This is a genomic window from Synechococcus sp. WC101 (assembly GCF_047461555.1).
GTDB lineage: Bacteria > Cyanobacteriota > Cyanobacteriia > Thermostichales > Thermostichaceae > Thermostichus.
On record NZ_JANSHG010000047.1, the window covers coordinates 1 to 15,440 of the forward strand.

A 15,440-nucleotide genomic window follows, 5' to 3' on the forward strand; every position below is an offset into this window, starting at 1 on the left:
AAGATGGGGCTGGGGGTAGCCATGCCCCAATGAAAGCCGCGACCGGGGGCCTCATAGGCGCGGGCCAAGGGGGATCCGATCATCACTGCGTCCGCTCCACAGGCGATGGCCTTGCAAATATCGCCGCCGGTCACCAATCCCCCATCGGCAATGATGGGAACGTAGGCGCCGGTTTCCGCCAAAAACTGCTCCCGTGCAGCGGCACAGTCGGCGATGGCCGTAGCCTGCGGCACTCCCACCCCCAGCACGCCGCGGGAGGTACAGGCAGCGCCAGGGCCGATCCCCACCAAGACACCGGCAGCTCCGGCCTGCATCAGCTCCAGAGCGACATCGTAGGTAACGCAGTTGCCCACCACAACAGGAATGGGCATCGACCGGCAAAATTGGGCCAGATCCAGCAGTTCCATGCCTTCGGGAACCTTGTGGTGGACGGAAACTACCGTGGCCTGAACGAAGAACAGATCCCCGCCTGCTTCCGCCACCAGGGGGCCATATTCAGCTGCGTGGGCGGGCACACAGCTAGCGGCCGCGATGGCGCCGGCCGCTTTGATTTGGCGGATGCGCTCTTGGATCAGCTCCGGCTTGACCGGCTCGCTGTAGAGGCGCTGCATCAGGGGAACGAACTCGTCTTTGCCGACCGCGGCAATCTGATCCAGCACCTCGTCGGGATCGGCGTAGCGGGTTTGGATCCCGTCCAGGTTGAGCACGCCCATTGCCCCCAGCTTGGAGAGCAAGATGGCCATCTTGACGTCCACTACGCCGTCCATGGCGCTGGCGATGATGGGGATGGGCCGTTGGATCCCTCCCAGGGTGAAGTGGGTGTCCACCAAGCTGGGATCCAGGGTTCGCCTGCCCGGCACCAGCGCAATCTCATCCAGCCCGTAAGCGCGTCTTGCCTGCCGATTGCGCCCCAGTTGTGCGTTCATTTCCCTCCCCTCTGACAGGATCCCTTCTTCCTATCATGCCGCCAACGTGTGATTTGAGACTAGCAAGAGCCGGGTTTTCCCTCCGGTTTAGCTTCGCTTGTCTCTGCCTCAACGGAAGTCTGGCCGGTCTGGCAGAAGCCATACCCTCGCCCGAGTTAAAGCCCTTGTGGAGTTTCCGGCGAGGAAACAGGGCTCTTCCCTTGCAATGAGGGGGGCAGGGGAGTGAAAATGTGGCCTTCTTGCAGGTTGCCGAAGCTGTGGCAGCGCTCGGATCCCCAGCGGAAGCCGTAGAGGGCGATGTAGGCGCACATTAAGGCATCGACTTGGTCTTCGTAGTTTTTGAGTTGGCGGCCCCTAAGGGATCCCACCTCCACTTGGAGCAGGGGCTCGTGGCCTTGCAGAGACGGATCGGCGCTGGCCAAGGCGCGCAGATGTTGCTGGTACAGCCGCCACGCCTGTTCTCGTTGCAGCCAGGTGCGGCGGGGACGCGCTTTGTAGGGGAGGCTGCGGCTGAGGCCAAACAGGCTCACCATGGCGCTGTGGGGGAAGACTTCGGTGATCTGCCGGGCCAGGGATCCCTGCTCGATGCTGGCCTGCTCGCGAAAGCCATAACGGGAGAGAGCTTGCACCAGGGCCTCCCCTCGCACCTGGCCGTTTTTGGCCAAGAGGCGGCGGTTGGCCGGGTGGGCGCCAGCGGCATAGGCGCGAAACACCCGGTTCAGCTCGGCTTCCGCCCGCCGCTGGCCGCTGGGGTTGGGGACGCGCAGGGGGGCATCCACCGCCACCAGGCAGGGATCCCCTCCCGCTTGGGCTTGGATGTAGTCCACAATCTCCTGGTCGGTTTGCAAGAGGCGGTTGTCCTGCAGGTGGCCCGTCAGGTTCGGGGCTTGGGGATCCCCGCTCTCAACCTCCAGCGTTGCCACGCCAGAGGGGTTGCGGGCCGACCAGGCCAGGTCTAGGCCAATGCAGATTAACCGTGCCACGCCGCCTTCTCCTTCCGTTAGTAGGATGGCTCGCCCTCACCCCCCGGACGCCTGGGAGAGGGAAATGCCCAAGAATAAAGGGATCCCAGCCGGGATCCCGGAAGATGGTTGCTCTGACAAGGCAGCAGACTTTCCGCTAGCTGGCGAAGCCTCTGCCTCTTCCTGCCCGAAGATTAGTAGTCGTAGTCATCCACGCCGCCGCCACCGCCAGCGGGCTTGTTGCTCTTGGGCTCCGGCTTGTCTACCACGATGGCCTCGGTGGTGAGCACCATGCTGGCAATCGAGGCGGCGTTTTGCAGGGCAGAGCGAGTGACTTTGGCCGGGTCAACGATGCCCGCCTCAAACATATCCACATAGGCGTCGTTCTGGGCGTCGTAACCCACCGTGAAGGGTTTCTCTTTCACCCGCTCCAGCACGATCGAGCCGTTCTGGCCGGCATTCTCGGCAATGCGGCGCAGCGGAGCGCCCAGCGCGCGGGCAACCAGCATGGCCCCTACCAGCTCATCGCCGGACAAGTTGGCCTGCGCCCACTCCGTAACCACCGGCATCAGGTGCGCCAGGGTAGTGCCGCCGCCGGGGACGATCCCCTCTTCCACCGCCGCCTTGGTGGCGTTGATGGCGTCCTCCAGGCGCAGCTTGCGATCCTTCATCTCAGTTTCGGTGGCCGCGCCCACTTTGATCACCGCCACACCGCCGGAGAGCTTGGCCAGGCGCTCTTGCAGTTTTTCTTTGTCGTAGGTGGAGTCGGTTTCTTCAATTTGGCGACGGATTTGCTCACAGCGGGCTTTGACAGCCGCTTCGTTGCCTTCCGCCACGATGGTGGTGTGGTCTTTGGTTACCGTGACGCGACGGGCCGAGCCGAAGGAGTCGAGACGGGCGTTCTCCAGCTTCAGGCCGCGCTCTTCGCTGATGACCTCACCGCCAGTGAGGATGGCGATGTCTTCCAGCATGGCCTTACGGCGATCCCCAAAGCCAGGCGCTTTCACCGCCACCACGCTCAGCACGCCCCGCAGCTTGTTCACCACCAGAGTGGCCAGGGCTTCTTTCTCGATGTCTTCGGCGATGATCAGCAGCGGACGACCGGCGCGGGCCACTTGCTCCAGCACCGGCACCAGGTCTTGTACCAGGGTGATTTTCTTATCGGTAATCAGGATGTAGGGGTTTTCCAGAACCGCCTCCATCCGCTCCGTGTCGGTGACGAAGTAGGGGGAGATGTAGCCTTTGTCAAAGCGCATCCCCTCCGTCACTTCCAGCTCAGTGGTCATGGACTTGCCTTCTTCCAGGGAGATCACCCCTTCGCGGCCCACTTTGTCCATGGCCTCGGCGATCATGCGGCCCACTTCCTCATCGTTGCCGGCGGAAATGGCCGCCACCTGGGCAATGGCTTTGGAGTCTTCCACCGGGCGGGCATGTTCGGCGATCTTGTCCACCAGGAACTTCACGGCTTTGTCGATGCCGCGCTTGAGGGCAATCGGGTTGGCGCCGGCGGCCACGTTTTTCAGCCCTTCTTTAACCATGGCGTGGGCCAGGACGGTGGCGGTGGTGGTGCCGTCCCCAGCCGTGTCATTGGTCTTGGAAGCCGCCTGACGGATCAAGGAGACGCCAGTGTTTTCAATGTGGTCTTCCAGCTCGATCTCTTTGGCGATGGTTACCCCATCGTTAACAATTTGGGGTGCGCCAAACTTCTTCTCCAGGACGACGTTGCGCCCTTTGGGGCCGAGAGTAACGGCTACAGCTTCCGCCAAAATGTCCATGCCGTGTTCAAGGGCACGACGGGCTTCTTCGCTAAAAATGATCGACTTGGCCATACTCAACCTCTCAGACGTGAATGAACTAAGGGCGATGTAGAGGATCGATCGCTGAAGGACTGAAAATTACTGAACGATAGCGAGAATATCCCGCTCGGCCAGCAGCACGTACTCATCGCTGCCCAGCTTCACTTCCGTGCCGGCGTACTTGGAGTAGAGCACTCTGTCGCCGGCTTTCAGTTCCATCGGGATCAGCTTGCCCTCGTCATTGCGCTTGCCAGGCCCAACTGCGACCACCTCCCCCACTTGGGGTTTTTCTTTGGCGGTATCGGGCAAAAAGATGCCACCCGCCGTCTTCTCGTCCTGCTGGGCAATCTTGACCAGCACGCGGTCGCCTAGCGGTTTCAGCGTAGAGACGTTGAGAGTTACTGCAGCCATGACAAATATCCTCCGTGATGCCTAAAACGCGAGGCTGAAGGGTTGTATCGAGCGCAAACCTAAGCTTGCGTAGTCGAGGTTTTAGCACTCTCGGCTTACGAGTGCTAGTCTATCAGCCGGCTTTCCAGCCTGACAATAGCCCCTTTTGGCGGGATCTCCCTTTTTGTCGGGTACGGTTGGGTGCGGATCCCCCTACTTCTGAGCCTGTTGTGGGATCATGGCCTGAGGTAGGTTGGGCAAGCAGGTGCGGATCCCGTTGTTTCAAGTGGATGCGTTTACGGCAGTGCCTTTTAAGGGCAATCCGGCAGCGGTGTGTTTGCTGCCTCAGGAGCTGCCGGCAGCTTTGATGCGAGCAATTGCGGCGGAGAACAATCTGTCGGAAACGGCTTTTTTGCTGCCCCAGGGATCCGAAGGCGAGGTTCCCCACTATGGGCTGCGCTGGTTTACTCCCACCACGGAGGTAGAACTCTGTGGCCATGCCACGTTGGGCAGCGCCTATGTGCTCTTGACCGAGATTCACCCGGAAGCTCAGGGGGTGGCCTTTTCCACCCGCAGTGGCCGGCTGCAGGTGCGGCGGCAGGGGGAGCGGCTGGCGATGGATTTTCCCGCCCAGTTCCCGCAACCCTGGCCGGAAGGCCAAGAGCAGGTGGCTGCGGCATTGGGGATCCCTCCTCTGGAGTTGTACCGCGGCAGCATGGGGGTAGCGGTGCTGACTTCGGCCCAGCAGGTGCAGCAGCTGCAGCCGGATTGGGAGCGGGTTCAGGCACTGCCTGTTTCTGGGTTGATCGTCACTGCCTCGGGAGGGGATCTAGAAGACCAGCCAGATTTTGTCTGTCGTGTTTTTGCCCCCCAGTTGGGGATCCCGGAGGATCCGGTGACCGGGTCTGCCCAGTGCCTGTTGACACCCTATTGGTCGCAGCGCCTGGGCCGGACTGAGCTCAAAGCCCGCCAGCTCTCGGCGCGGGGAGGCGAGCTGTGGTGTCGCGATCTCGGCACTCGGGTGGAGATTGCCGGGCAGGCGGTGCTGGTGATAGCGGGAGAGCTGAGGATTCCCTAAAAAAACACCCCGGCTGGCTCCGAGGTGCTGGGAAGACTCTCGCGAAGAATAAGTGCGCAAGCTAGCCCAAAAGTTCTGCCGCCTGGATGAGCTCCACTTGCTTTTTCTTGAGCACTAGCAGAAGCTGGGTGATAGCCACCGCTGCCAGGAAGGCCACCAACCACTTCACCCGTTCCGGGTTCTGCAGCACCAGATCCCGCTCCACTTGGCCAAAGCCGCCCACGTTGGGGTTGTTGGTAACCGGATCCCCTTCTTGGACGCTGTCGCCAATGTTAACCACCAACTCCGGCCCCGGCGGCACCACCAAGTGCTTCAGTCCGCCTTCAGTCTCGAAGCTGAGCACCCGCGTGCCCGGCAACTCGTATTCGGGCGGCACCAGGGCGGCCAGCTCAGGCGGCAGATCGCTGAGGTCAGATTCGATGGTGGCGATGCTTGTCAGACGACCCGTGGCAGGAGCGCGGAAGACGTTGTTGTTGCTGAGGCTGCCATCGGGGTTGATCTGGCCACGACCGCGGTTGGCGCCAATGTAAACCCGATATTTCATGAAGGCCACGGAGGGATCCTCCTTCGGGTCAGGGGCGACCACCGGGAAGACGATTTCCTGGTGCTGCTCGCCGGGCAGGGGACCCACCAGGAGAATGTTGGGCTTCTCGTCGCTGTAGGGAGTGATGTAGGTCTCAGCGGTTTCCTGGCGCTGCTCCTCCGTCATCTCCTCCTCGGTGGCCAGGCGGAAGCCTTCTGGCAACACCACCACAGCGCCAACGTTCAAGCCGCCCTTGCTGCCATCCGCCAACACCTGTTGCTTGCTCAAGTCATAGGGGATCCCGACCTTGATGGTGAACACCTGGCCCGGGGTAACTGCCTGCGGCACTTCGGCACGGGCAGGCATGGCGTTCAGGTGGCAGTTGGCACAGACGATTTTCCCGGTGGCCTCGCGCGGGTTGTCGTAGGCCATCTGGGCGTAGTACGGATAGGCTGCTGCCGGACGGGATCCCGTCCCCAGCAACAGCAGCAGCGCACACAAGGCCAAGTAAATTCGCTTCATAAGTTAGCTCAGAATCTCAATCAAAATTCTCGCAAGCCCTTTGGGGCAATCTCCTCAAAGCTCACAACTCATGCTCTAGCCAGGACTAGCGCAGCAACCTCTCTGGCCTTTTCCCCCACTTCTGACCCGGCTGTGGCCCCTTACAGGGGTCTCTCTGGAGCCTATCGTAACGCCTCAGGCCTCGCGGAAATCGGGGCCTTGCCAGGGGCTGAAGCGAACGTTGTCGCCGTCCACCGTGGCGCTCACCAGCTCCAGGGAGCGGGGAGCCGGCCCCCGGATGACCTTGCCGTTGGCCGCGTACTGGGATCCGTGGCAGGGGCACTTGAACAGGTTTTCCCCCGCGTTCCAGGGCACCACACAGCCGAGGTGGGTGCAAACCGCGTTGAGGCCGTAGTTGGCCACCGCCCCGTTGTCGATCACAATGTAGGTGGGATCCCCCTTCAAGCCTTGGGCCAGCACGCGATCCGTGGCGGCGTGAGTGGCCAACAGCTCACTGACGCTGATGGGCTTGCCGAGAGCATCTTGAGCTATCACACCTTCTCCTGCCCCACCGGAAGAGGGCGGAATAAAATACTTCACCACCGGGTAGAGGGTGCCCACCACCACCACCCCCACCGAGCTGCTGAGGAGGGCATTCAGAAAAACCCGCCGGCTCATGGGGGGTGCCTCGAAGTTGCTAACCGCTTCCGTCATAATGGCCAGTACAAACCTGAGAAGTTTTAATGTTCGTTGACAAACGACATCATCCTAACCGAGCTCCTTGGCTAATATCATTAAGAAATGCAAAGCTAAAGGAAGTGCAAGGGAAGAGGCGGCGGTTTTTCTGCTGCGGCCCAGCTCAGTCCCAACCCAATCCGAGCCAGACCATGACGGGATCCGACTTTCAAGCTTTGCTGCGGGAGAAGTGGGGCTATTCCTACGACGTGCAACTGCGCCGCATGGGGGGCAGGGTGGTTCTGTTGGTGATGTGGCGCTACCTGGAGCAGCCCTCTTTCCCCTTGAGCGAGGCCGAGTATCTGGCTCGCCTGGAGTCTGTCATGGCCCATTTGCAGGCGTGGGGCGTGTGGGAAGCGGTGCAGCGAGAAATTGAGGCTACCCGTCAGAAACCCCGCATAGGCAAGGCGGTGGCCATTCCTTTGAATTTGCAAGGGGTGGGAGAGCGCGCCTCCGAGTGGCTGCTGTAGTCTTCCTCGCCCCCGGCTCTTCCCTGAAGGGGAGTTTGCAATTGCAGCAACCGACAGGTTCGTCCCTATGACGAAAACTCCAGACCTCAGCCGGCCTGCGGCTATCCAACTTCCACCAGGCCGGCCTGCAAGGCATGCAGGAACTGGCGGGCGGTGCGACCGGAAAAGCCGTTCTGCTGTTGCGCCCAGAGGAGGGCTTGGCGGCGCAAGGTATCTAAAGGGTGCGGGAGGCCCAGCCGTTGCGCCAGGTGTTCTACCGTGGCCAGGTAGTCAGCTTGGCTAAAAGGGGTGAAGGTAAGGGTAAGGCCGAAGCGATCCCGCAGCGACAGCTTTTCCTGCACCGTATCCCAGGCGTGGACCTCTTGATCTTGGGGACTGGGACGATCGCCAAAAAACTCGCGGATAAGGTGGCGGCGGTTGCTGGTGGCGTAGAGACGGACGTTGGGCGGTGGTGGAACAAGATCTCCTTCCAGGAGCACCTTGAGCTGCTTAAACTCAGTTTCGTCGGCCTCAAAGGAGAGATCGTCCACAAACAGGACAAAGGGCAGCCCCCACCCTCCCAGATCTGCCAAGATCTGAGGCAATTGACCCAAATCTCCCCGTCTCAGCTCCAAAAGGCGCAGCCCCTGGGAACCGTAGCGGCGCAGCAACGCCTTCACCAGCGAAGACTTGCCGGTGCCCCGCGCCCCATAGAGCAGAACATGCAACGCCGGATCCCCCCGCAGCAGGGCTTCGGTGTTGGCAGCCAACTGCCGTTTCTGCCGTTCATAGCCGTAGATCTCTTCCCAGTCGGGCAAGTCGGGAGTGGGGATCCCCTCTAGCCCTGCCGGCCCCCAGCGAAAGGCCCAATAGCGGCCACAGAGCCCCACCCCCGCTCGGCGGTAGTGGGCGATCAGCGCCTCCAGGCTCAGGCCCCAGTCGGCAAAAGAGCGCGGATCCCAGCCAGGGCTCTCCCCTTCCCCATCCGGCCAAGGGATCCCCAGGCCCAGCGCCCGCATCTGCTCGGCAATGGTCTCCTGGCTATCGGCCAGGATCTGCAGGCAGCGGAGATCGTGGCGGGCCGCTTGCACAAGGGGGGCTGGGATCCTTTGGGGTCGAAGCGCCGCCCGCGAGAAAGGGTTATCGGCCCAGCGGATCTCTCGGATTAGCCACTCCCGCCAGCTCAAGCCCTCCTGGGCCAAAAGCTCAAACCAGCGTCCGTAGGCTCTCCAGCAGGGCAAGGGATCCCCGCTCATCAACTCCTGGGTGAGCTCCTGCCAGGTCAGGGCCAAGGGGTGGGCGCAGATTTCCCGAAACACCAGCAGCTTAGCCGCCGCTTCCGCCGCTTCTTCGAGGGGGGTCATCGCTTCAAGTCGCTCTAACTTGGCGTTGTCAAAGGGGCTGGGGGTGAGGGCCGGCCCAGAGCGCTTAGCGGGCATTGTCCCGCCGGCCCAGCTCGTAGAGGCCACCGCCAACGCAGGCAATCAGACCCCAGGAGACGGCCCAGCTGTTGCCCAAAGAGAGTTCGGTGAGGGCCACCACCACCGCTGCTGCCAGCAAGAAAGGAAGGACGCTGAGCAAAGAGGCCAGAGCTCCGCTGGGATCCCAGGCCAACTGTTTTTCCCAACCCTCCTGCAGGCGGCGGTGCAGCGGCGACAAGCCCCACATCAGCCCCAGACTCCACAGGGCTGTGGCCGCCCACAACGAAGGGCGGATCGCCTCCAGTCCCCCCAGTTCAACCCCCATAGCATCCATCGGCCAGCTCCCAACCTTGCCTTTCTAGGCTAGCGAGATTGGGCCCACTCAGTGGCGGTGATGGTGGTGCCGGGAAATTGGATGGGATTGCCCAGGCTCTGGATCTGGGCCTGGAGAGCCGGCAACAGCCGCAAGTCCAGCAGCGGCTCGCGCAGGATCTCCGCCGGGATCAGATCCCGCTCCAGGGCAAAGTGGGCCGTGTGGCCGGCGGCTGTGCCGATGGCCCATTCCACCGGGTGCACCCGATAGGAGGCGCTGGCAATGCGGCTGGTGGCAATGTTCTTGTTGCCGGCCAAGAGGTTGTCGATGCGCTGAGGGATCAAAGCCCGCAGTGGGATCTGGTAGGGGTAGCTGGGGGCCTGGGCATCCTGGTTGTGGCTGGGGGGCAGGGAAAAATCCGGCAATAGACAATCGTGAAAGTCGATGGGGTACTGGCCCACCCCCACCGAGTCGTAGAAAATAAAGGGCCGCCCGCGATTGAGCTCCGATTCTCGCGTGGTGATATCCGACTCGTAGATGGTAAATCCCTGCGGGTAGGCAGGGCTGGGCCGACCGATGATGCGCCGCGACTCGCGAATGTAGGGGTACTTGGAAAGGCCGCTGGCAGTTCCCATGGGGCTATCGGGCCCCCGCAGGTAGGCATAGCGCAGGTAAAAGTCTTTTTGAAAGTCGGGATCCGCCTGCTGCAACAGAAAATCCGTCCGCCCCGCCACCAGCCAGTAGAAAAAGCCCTTGGCATGCTGCTCGGCCCGCCGCAGCGCCTCCACCCGCAAGCCCCCCATCCAGCCGCCGGGATCCAGTTGGCCTGAGGCTTGCAGTTGCTCGTGGGTGAGAATCAGGTTCATCTCCGGCCCGGTGATGCGCCAGTCGTTGCCCCAGGTCCAGTTTTGCATGGATTGATCCCCCACCCGGATGGCCTCTTCCCCAAAGCCAAACACCTGGCCGCGGATGCGGCGGTAGGTAAAGACCATCCCAAAGTTAAAGCGTGGATGTTCAAAGCTGTAGTAGGGGCCGTGCAGCGGGTCGTTGTAGAACTTGGGCTTGATGGGCACCTGCGGCACAGCAGAGCGCTCCATAACAAAGGTGTAGGTAAACCCCTGGGTGCAGTAGGGATCCCTGTAGGGCTTGGAGCTGGGCTCCCAGCGGCTTTCCCCATCCGTGCCGAGGCGGTAGGGCACCCGCGCCAGCGGCAGCAGCTCGCCGGTTTCGGTAGCATCGATAACCACCCAGGGCAGGGTTTTGCCTTGGCGTTCTGGCGGCGGCTCAAAGCGCAGGATCTCTTTGTCCCAATCCTCGGTGGGCTCTAGGCGGTAAAAATCCAGAAAGTAGCTGGAGAGATCCCCCCGATTCTCCGGCTGGACGCCAGCGTGTTTGGGGATGTTGCGGATGGCCTGCACGCTGCGGATTTGGTAATCCTCGATCTGCAAGTCCTTGACCACCGTCTCGGTAAACAGCCGCAACTGCCCCGACTGCAGATAGGGATCCACCATCTCCCGCAGGACCTGGTGGCCCACCTGGGGCGAGAAGCAGAGCACACTCACCCAGCACTTGCCGGGATTGGGATCCCCGCCGTACTTTTCCCGCACCCGGCGGCGAAACTCTCTATAGCCCTGGGGAAAGATCTCGTTTTCCCGCTGCAAGGGCCGCTCATCCAAAGCCGAGACCCCCTGGGCGCTCACCTGGCCGCCAATCCAGTCGGTGATCTCGGTCATGCACACCTGTCGGCCCAGTTGCAGAGCCTCGTAGGCCGCTGCCACCCCCCCCAGCCCGCCCCCGGCGATGAAGATCTCACAGGGGATGCGGGTTTCCGACAAGGGCTGGGCCAGAGCCGCCCCGGCGCCCAGGATCCCAGCCCCCACAAGGCCGCCGCCCCATCCCTTGAGGTTGAACAGAAATTTCATCCCACCTCCGCCCCGTAACTGGGCCTGTCGGACTTTCCGGCAACTTTTATCATGGGGGAAAGCGCTGCGAGTGCTCATGCCGAATTCCACCTTCGTCATCACCACGCCGATCTACTACGTCAACGCTGCCCCCCACATCGGCAGCGCCTACACCACCCTGGCGGCGGATGCCATCGCCCGTTACCATCGCCTGCGGGGCAAGGATGTGCTGATGGTAACGGGAACCGACGAGCACGGCCAGAAGATCCAGCGCACCGCCGAAGAGCGCGGCCTTCCCCCGCAGCAGCACTGCGACGAGATCGCGGCCCAGTTTGCCCAGCTTTGGCAGTTGCTGGACATCCGCTACGACCGCTTTATCCGCACCACCGACCCTCGCCACAAAGCCATTGTGCGGGAGTTTTTCCAGCGAGTGTGGGATCGGGGGGATATTTTCGTTGGCCGGCAGCAGGGCTGGTACTGTGTTGCCTGCGAGGAGTTCAAGGACGAGTCAGAGCTCTTAGAAGGCGGATTTTGCCCGCTTCACCCCAACAAAAAAGTGGAGTGGAAAGACGAAGAAAACTACTTTTTTCGCCTCTCTCGCTACCAGGAAAAACTGGAAGCCCTCTATGCGGAGCACCCGGAGTTCATTCAACCAGAAAGCCGCCGCAATGAGGTGATCAACTTTGTCAAGCAGGGCCTGCGGGACTTCTCCATCTCTCGCCCCAGCGTCTCCTGGGGGATCCCCTTCCCGGCAGATCCCGGCCAAACCCTTTACGTCTGGTTTGATGCCCTCATCAACTACCTCAGCGCCGCCGTGGATCCCGAGGACGAGCCGACGCTGGAAAACGCCTTGCGCCGCTACTGGCCCGCCGATGTGCACCTAGTGGGCAAAGACATTGTCCGCTTCCACGCCATCTACTGGCCGGCCATGCTCATGTCGGCAGGGCTGCCGCTGCCCAGACAGATCTTTGGCCACGGCTTTCTCACCAAAGATGGCCTCAAGATGGGCAAAAGCCTGGGCAACACGCTGGATCCCTTTGAGCTGGTGCAGCGCTACGGTGCCGATGCCGTGCGCTACTATTTCTTGACTGAAATTGAGCTGGGCAAGGATGGAGACTTTAGTGAGGGCCGCTTCATCGAGGTTCTCAACGCTGACCTAGCCAACGACCTGGGGAACCTGCTCAACCGCACCCTCAATATGCTCAAAAAATACCAGCCCGACTACCGCATCCCCGCCGTCGAGATCCCTGCGGATCACCCCCTCAAAACCCTGGCCGAGCGCCTGGCCCCGACAGTGGCCGACGCCTACGAGCGGCTGGATCCCAGCTCTGCCGCCCGCAAAGCTCTCAGCTTGGCCCAGGCCAGCAACAAATACCTCGACGAGCAGGCCCCCTGGACGTTGCACAAACAAGGGCAAAGCGAGCAGGTGGCCCAGATCCTCTACGCCGTTTTGGAAAGCGTGCGCTGGGTGGCCGTGGCCCTTTCGCCCATCATTCCCAACCTCAGCCTCAAGATCCTGCAGCAGATGGGGTTTCCTTTGCAGGATGTCGCACAACTGCGCTGGGATCCCGATGCCCGTTGGGGCCGGCTTCCGCCTGGGCAAGAGCCCCAACCTCCTGTGCCCGTCTTCCAGAGAATACTCAAGTAGCTCCTAAGAATTGGCGGCATCGGGTTGGGAAGGCTGGGATCCCTCTGGTGTTGCCTTGCCGGCGGAAAGACCCATATCTCCCAAGGAAATGCTTGGCACAGCAGCAGAGAAAGAACGGCCAGCCTGGCCCGAGCGCAGCTGAGAGTTACCCATGGCGGTGGGGGGAGTCTCGCTGGACAGCGCCTGCCAGGCCGCCCGTACCCCTGCCCAAAAGCTGCGGACATTGACCTGAGCGCCGCGGGCTTGCTTGCGGGCCCCTTCCAGGGAGCGGTTCACCTGCTTCACCACCTGTCCGGCCCCCTTGACCCCTTCGTCGAGGCTGTCGGCGATCTCGCTCACTTCCAAGCTGGTCAGACGCAGAGCCTCCAGCGTGGGCGGTAACTCCCGCAGCAGCGTGTCGAAAAAGCGTTCCACGCTCTGGGCGGCTCGACCCAATTGAATGACGGCGGGCAACAGGGTCAGGATCACCGCCAAAATGGCCACTGCCACCAGACCTACCGAGAGGCCCAACCAAAATACCGGCTCGGTCATCGCGCCGCCTCCTCCCGACCTTGGGCTTCTGAGTCGGCTTCCTCCCGGGCGAGGGGACGCAGGTTTTGGGCTTGCATCAGCTCTTGCCGTTTCTGCAACATGGCTTCCCTGCCCACCGCCACTGCCTGCTGCAGCCGCAGCAGGGCCTCATCCAGACTTTTTTGGGCGGAGTCGAGCAGCTTTTCCGATTGGTATTGCAGGCTGGTGGTCACGTCTTCTGCCACTTCCGGCAGGGCCTCTGCCGATTTTTTCAGCAGTCGCCGCGTCTCCCGTCCGCTGCGGGGAGCCAAAAGCAGACCGATGACCGTGCCCACCGCCGTTCCCAACAGCAGCCCGCCGACAAACGCGCCAGTCCGGTTTTCCGCCATGCCTTGCCAGGGTTGAGGGGGGATACAGGTGGCCCCCAAACCAGACTATCAAATGATGCTGTGCTTTGCCGTGGAGGCGTCGAATTGGCTGAAATCTCAGGGGTAGGGGGGATTGGCTGCTGCGGCTGCTCTCCGGGATCCTTGGGGCTAAAGTAGAGGTAGTGCTGTGGGATCTGGCAACTGATGCTCTCTCTGGAGCCCAAGGGCCTGGCAGACGGCCCGATCAACTTGGCGGAGTACATCGACCATACCCTGCTGCTGCCGATGGTGACCCCAGAGGAGATCGACCAGGGGTGTGAAATTGCTCTGCGCTATGGCTTCCCCACCTTTTGTGTGCCTCCCTGCTACGTGCCGCGGGTGGTTGAGCGGCTGCACGGGTCGCCAGTACGGGTGAGCACAGTGGTGGGGTTTCCCCTGGGCACCAACACGGCGGAGGTCAAGCTCTACGAAGCTCAACTGGCGGTGGAGCAGGGGTGCCGGGAGCTGGATGTCCGCATCAACTTGGCCTGGCTCAAGGCGGGGGAGCTGGATCGCCTCCATGCCGAGATTGCCCAACTGGTGGAAGAAACGGGGGTTTGCGTCAAGGCCATTTTGGAAACTGCCCAGCTCACTGACGAGGAAAAAAAGCTGGCCGCCGAGATCTGCATGGACGCGGGAGTTGCCTTCTTGATGACCTCCACCGGCTGGATGGGAGGGGCGACACCGGCCGATGTGCAACTGCTGTGGCAGCTTAGCCGCGGCAGGGTGGGAGTCAAAGCTTCCGGCGGCATCCGCACCGTGGCGCAGGCGGAGGCGATGATCGCCGCGGGGGCGAGCCGCATCGGCACCTCCTGGGGGCTGGAGCTGATGCGAGAGCTGGAGGCTAGAAGAGCCGGCGGCCCATGAGCGGGGTCACCTACCGGGTGACGGGTATTAACCTCAAAGCGATGCCGCTGGGGGAGGCGGATCGGATCATTACTATTTTGACCCGCGAGCAGGGCTTGATTCGGGCGGTGGCCAAGGGATCCCGTAAGCAGCTTTCCAAGTGGGGAGGGCGGATGGAGCCCTTTGTTGTCAACGATCTGCTGGTGGCGCGGGGGCGTTGGTCGGCCCAAACGGATCCCTCGCAGTGTCTCCAGCGCATCGCCCAGGCAGAAACCCTGCAGAGTTTTCCCCGTCTTGGCCGCAGCCTGGCCCATCTGACGGCGGCGCAGTACTTGGCAGAGGTGGCCCTGCTTTTGGCCCTGCCCAACCAGCCCCAGGAAGAGCTGTTTGTGCTGCTGGTGGAGCATCTGGAGCGCATCGAGCAGGCCCCTGCGACAGAGGCCGTTTTGCCGCTCCTTGTCCATGGGCTCTACCACCTTTTAGTGGTGGGGGGGGTTGCCCCCTCAGTACAAGCCTGCTACTCCTGTGGGGAGGAGTTAGCAGGTGAGGCTTTCTTCTCTCCCCACGCGGGTGGCCTGGTCTGCGATCCTTGTCGGCTGGCGCAGCGGCTCAGCCCAGTTGCCTGGGTCTCCAGTTCTGTCCTGCAGGCCTTAGGATCCCTGCCCAACCCGACCTTGCCCTCGCTGGCCGAGCGTGCGCTGCCTCTGGCGAGTTGGCTGGCGGCAGAACGTCTGTTGCGGCGGGTTTTGGAGCTGCATGCCGACCGCGCAATCCGTTCCGCTGGCCTGCTGGCCAGTTGCTACTCTGTCCCTGTTGCCGAAACCCTCCCTCCTACCCCCAGTGGCCAGGGATCCCCAGTGGCGGCAGCAGCTTTTTCTGAGGAGGATTCCGAAACGCTTGGCAGCAACCTGAAGAAGTTGTGAAGGTATGTATCAAGTCGAGCAAAATAGCTGCACAATAAAGGGTTAAGGCGGGTTAGCAGCCGCTTCTGGATGATAAATTGGGTGGTAGAAAGTAACCTCTTAGTAACTTCT

The 15,440-nt window shown here is 62.0% G+C and carries 16 protein-coding genes; 5 read left to right on the top strand and 11 right to left on the bottom strand.

Annotated features, from left to right (window positions below; genetic code table 11):
• The 4 genes from NW809_RS04910 to groES form a co-directional block, all read right to left on the bottom strand.
• Positions 1-926 (bottom strand): GuaB3 family IMP dehydrogenase-related protein (locus NW809_RS04910; RefSeq protein ID WP_414401654.1); only part of this gene is annotated, 926 nt, incomplete at its 3' end.
• Positions 927-1,081: 155 nt separating this feature from the next.
• The gene (locus NW809_RS04915; RefSeq protein WP_414401655.1) at positions 1,082-1,909 is read right to left on the bottom strand and encodes a DUF429 domain-containing protein; all 828 of its coding nucleotides are present in this window, start codon (positions 1,907-1,909) and stop codon (positions 1,082-1,084) included.
• Between the two features lie 173 nt (positions 1,910-2,082).
• Complete coding sequence (gene groL, locus NW809_RS04920; RefSeq protein ID WP_414401656.1) at positions 2,083-3,717, bottom strand: chaperonin GroEL; 1,635 nt, start codon at positions 3,715-3,717, stop codon at positions 2,083-2,085.
• 66 nt (positions 3,718-3,783) lie between these two features.
• Positions 3,784-4,095, bottom strand: a complete 312-nt coding sequence (gene groES / locus NW809_RS04925) for a co-chaperone GroES (RefSeq protein WP_011430254.1) — start codon at positions 4,093-4,095, stop codon at positions 3,784-3,786.
• 244 nt (positions 4,096-4,339) lie between these two features.
• On the opposite strand from groES, the gene NW809_RS04930 reads away from it, so the two are divergent.
• The gene (locus NW809_RS04930) at positions 4,340-5,152 is read left to right on the top strand and encodes a PhzF family phenazine biosynthesis protein (protein WP_011430253.1); all 813 of its coding nucleotides are present in this window, start codon (positions 4,340-4,342) and stop codon (positions 5,150-5,152) included.
• A 61-nt stretch (positions 5,153-5,213) separates the two neighbouring features.
• Here NW809_RS04930 and NW809_RS04935 read toward each other — a convergent pair whose 3' ends face one another.
• Entirely contained in the window at positions 5,214-6,197 is a 984-nt protein-coding gene (locus NW809_RS04935; RefSeq protein WP_011430252.1) for an apocytochrome f, read from the bottom strand.
• 174 nt (positions 6,198-6,371) lie between these two features.
• Positions 6,372-6,890 carry a cytochrome b6-f complex iron-sulfur subunit gene (locus tag NW809_RS04940; protein WP_011430251.1) on the bottom strand — a complete coding sequence of 173 codons (519 nt, stop codon included), beginning with the start codon at positions 6,888-6,890 and terminating at the stop codon, positions 6,372-6,374.
• Between the two features lie 173 nt (positions 6,891-7,063).
• On the opposite strand from NW809_RS04940, the gene NW809_RS04945 reads away from it, so the two are divergent.
• Positions 7,064-7,381: a DUF3067 family protein gene (locus NW809_RS04945; protein WP_041439037.1), complete on the top strand. Its 318-nt coding sequence runs from the start codon at positions 7,064-7,066 to the stop codon at positions 7,379-7,381.
• Positions 7,382-7,482: 101 nt separating this feature from the next.
• On the opposite strand, the gene NW809_RS04950 is transcribed toward NW809_RS04945, so the two are convergent.
• The 3 genes from NW809_RS04950 to NW809_RS04960 are packed head-to-tail and all read right to left on the bottom strand — an operon-like array spanning position 7,483 to position 11,016.
• Positions 7,483-8,799: an ATP-binding protein gene (locus NW809_RS04950; RefSeq protein ID WP_414401657.1), complete on the bottom strand. Its 1,317-nt coding sequence runs from the start codon at positions 8,797-8,799 to the stop codon at positions 7,483-7,485.
• Complete coding sequence (locus tag NW809_RS04955; protein ID WP_011430248.1) at positions 8,789-9,115, bottom strand: hypothetical protein; 327 nt, start codon at positions 9,113-9,115, stop codon at positions 8,789-8,791. Before NW809_RS04955 ends, NW809_RS04950 begins: the two co-directional genes overlap by 11 nt.
• Before the next feature lie 29 nt (positions 9,116-9,144).
• Positions 9,145-11,016, bottom strand: a complete 1,872-nt coding sequence (locus NW809_RS04960) for an FAD-dependent oxidoreductase (protein WP_414401658.1) — start codon at positions 11,014-11,016, stop codon at positions 9,145-9,147.
• Positions 11,017-11,092: 76 nt separating this feature from the next.
• On the opposite strand from NW809_RS04960, the gene metG reads away from it, so the two are divergent.
• A complete protein-coding gene (metG, locus tag NW809_RS04965; RefSeq protein ID WP_414401660.1) occupies positions 11,093-12,643 on the top strand; it encodes a methionine--tRNA ligase in 1,551 nt (516 codons plus the stop codon).
• Positions 12,644-12,646: 3 nt separating this feature from the next.
• Here metG and NW809_RS04970 read toward each other — a convergent pair whose 3' ends face one another.
• A complete protein-coding gene (locus tag NW809_RS04970; protein WP_011430245.1) occupies positions 12,647-13,174 on the bottom strand; it encodes a hypothetical protein in 528 nt (175 codons plus the stop codon).
• A complete protein-coding gene (locus NW809_RS04975) occupies positions 13,171-13,542 on the bottom strand; it encodes a YtxH domain-containing protein (protein ID WP_011430244.1) in 372 nt (123 codons plus the stop codon). The genes NW809_RS04970 and NW809_RS04975 overlap by 4 nt, the downstream gene beginning before the upstream one ends.
• A gap of 183 nt (positions 13,543-13,725) precedes the next feature.
• On the opposite strand from NW809_RS04975, the gene deoC reads away from it, so the two are divergent.
• Both deoC and recO read left to right on the top strand, forming a co-directional pair.
• Positions 13,726-14,427 carry a deoxyribose-phosphate aldolase gene (gene deoC, locus NW809_RS04980; RefSeq protein WP_414401659.1) on the top strand — a complete coding sequence of 234 codons (702 nt, stop codon included), beginning with the start codon at positions 13,726-13,728 and terminating at the stop codon, positions 14,425-14,427.
• Positions 14,424-15,329, top strand: coding sequence for a DNA repair protein RecO (gene recO, locus NW809_RS04985; RefSeq protein WP_011430242.1), 906 nt, complete (start codon positions 14,424-14,426; stop codon positions 15,327-15,329). Before deoC ends, recO begins: the two co-directional genes overlap by 4 nt.
• Positions 15,330-15,440 lie beyond the last annotated feature (111 nt).

Coding starts and splice junctions, on each gene's coding strand:
- groL (WP_414401656.1), bottom strand. CDS start 3,717: ATGGCCAAGTCGATCATTTTTAGCGAAGAAGCCCGTCGTGCCCTTGAA.
- groES (WP_011430254.1), bottom strand. CDS start 4,095: ATGGCTGCAGTAACTCTCAACGTCTCTACGCTGAAACCGCTAGGCGAC.
- NW809_RS04935 (WP_011430252.1), bottom strand. CDS start 6,197: ATGAAGCGAATTTACTTGGCCTTGTGTGCGCTGCTGCTGTTGCTGGGG.
- NW809_RS04940 (WP_011430251.1), bottom strand. CDS start 6,890: ATGACGGAAGCGGTTAGCAACTTCGAGGCACCCCCCATGAGCCGGCGG.
- NW809_RS04945 (WP_041439037.1), top strand. CDS start 7,064: ATGACGGGATCCGACTTTCAAGCTTTGCTGCGGGAGAAGTGGGGCTAT.
- NW809_RS04950 (WP_414401657.1), bottom strand. CDS start 8,799: ATGCCCGCTAAGCGCTCTGGGCCGGCCCTCACCCCCAGCCCCTTTGAC.
- NW809_RS04955 (WP_011430248.1), bottom strand. CDS start 9,115: ATGGATGCTATGGGGGTTGAACTGGGGGGACTGGAGGCGATCCGCCCT.
- NW809_RS04960 (WP_414401658.1), bottom strand. CDS start 11,016: ATGAAATTTCTGTTCAACCTCAAGGGATGGGGCGGCGGCCTTGTGGGG.
- metG (WP_414401660.1), top strand. CDS start 11,093: ATGCCGAATTCCACCTTCGTCATCACCACGCCGATCTACTACGTCAAC.
- NW809_RS04970 (WP_011430245.1), bottom strand. CDS start 13,174: ATGACCGAGCCGGTATTTTGGTTGGGCCTCTCGGTAGGTCTGGTGGCA.
- NW809_RS04975 (WP_011430244.1), bottom strand. CDS start 13,542: ATGGCGGAAAACCGGACTGGCGCGTTTGTCGGCGGGCTGCTGTTGGGA.
- deoC (WP_414401659.1), top strand. CDS start 13,726: ATGCTCTCTCTGGAGCCCAAGGGCCTGGCAGACGGCCCGATCAACTTG.
- recO (WP_011430242.1), top strand. CDS start 14,424: ATGAGCGGGGTCACCTACCGGGTGACGGGTATTAACCTCAAAGCGATG.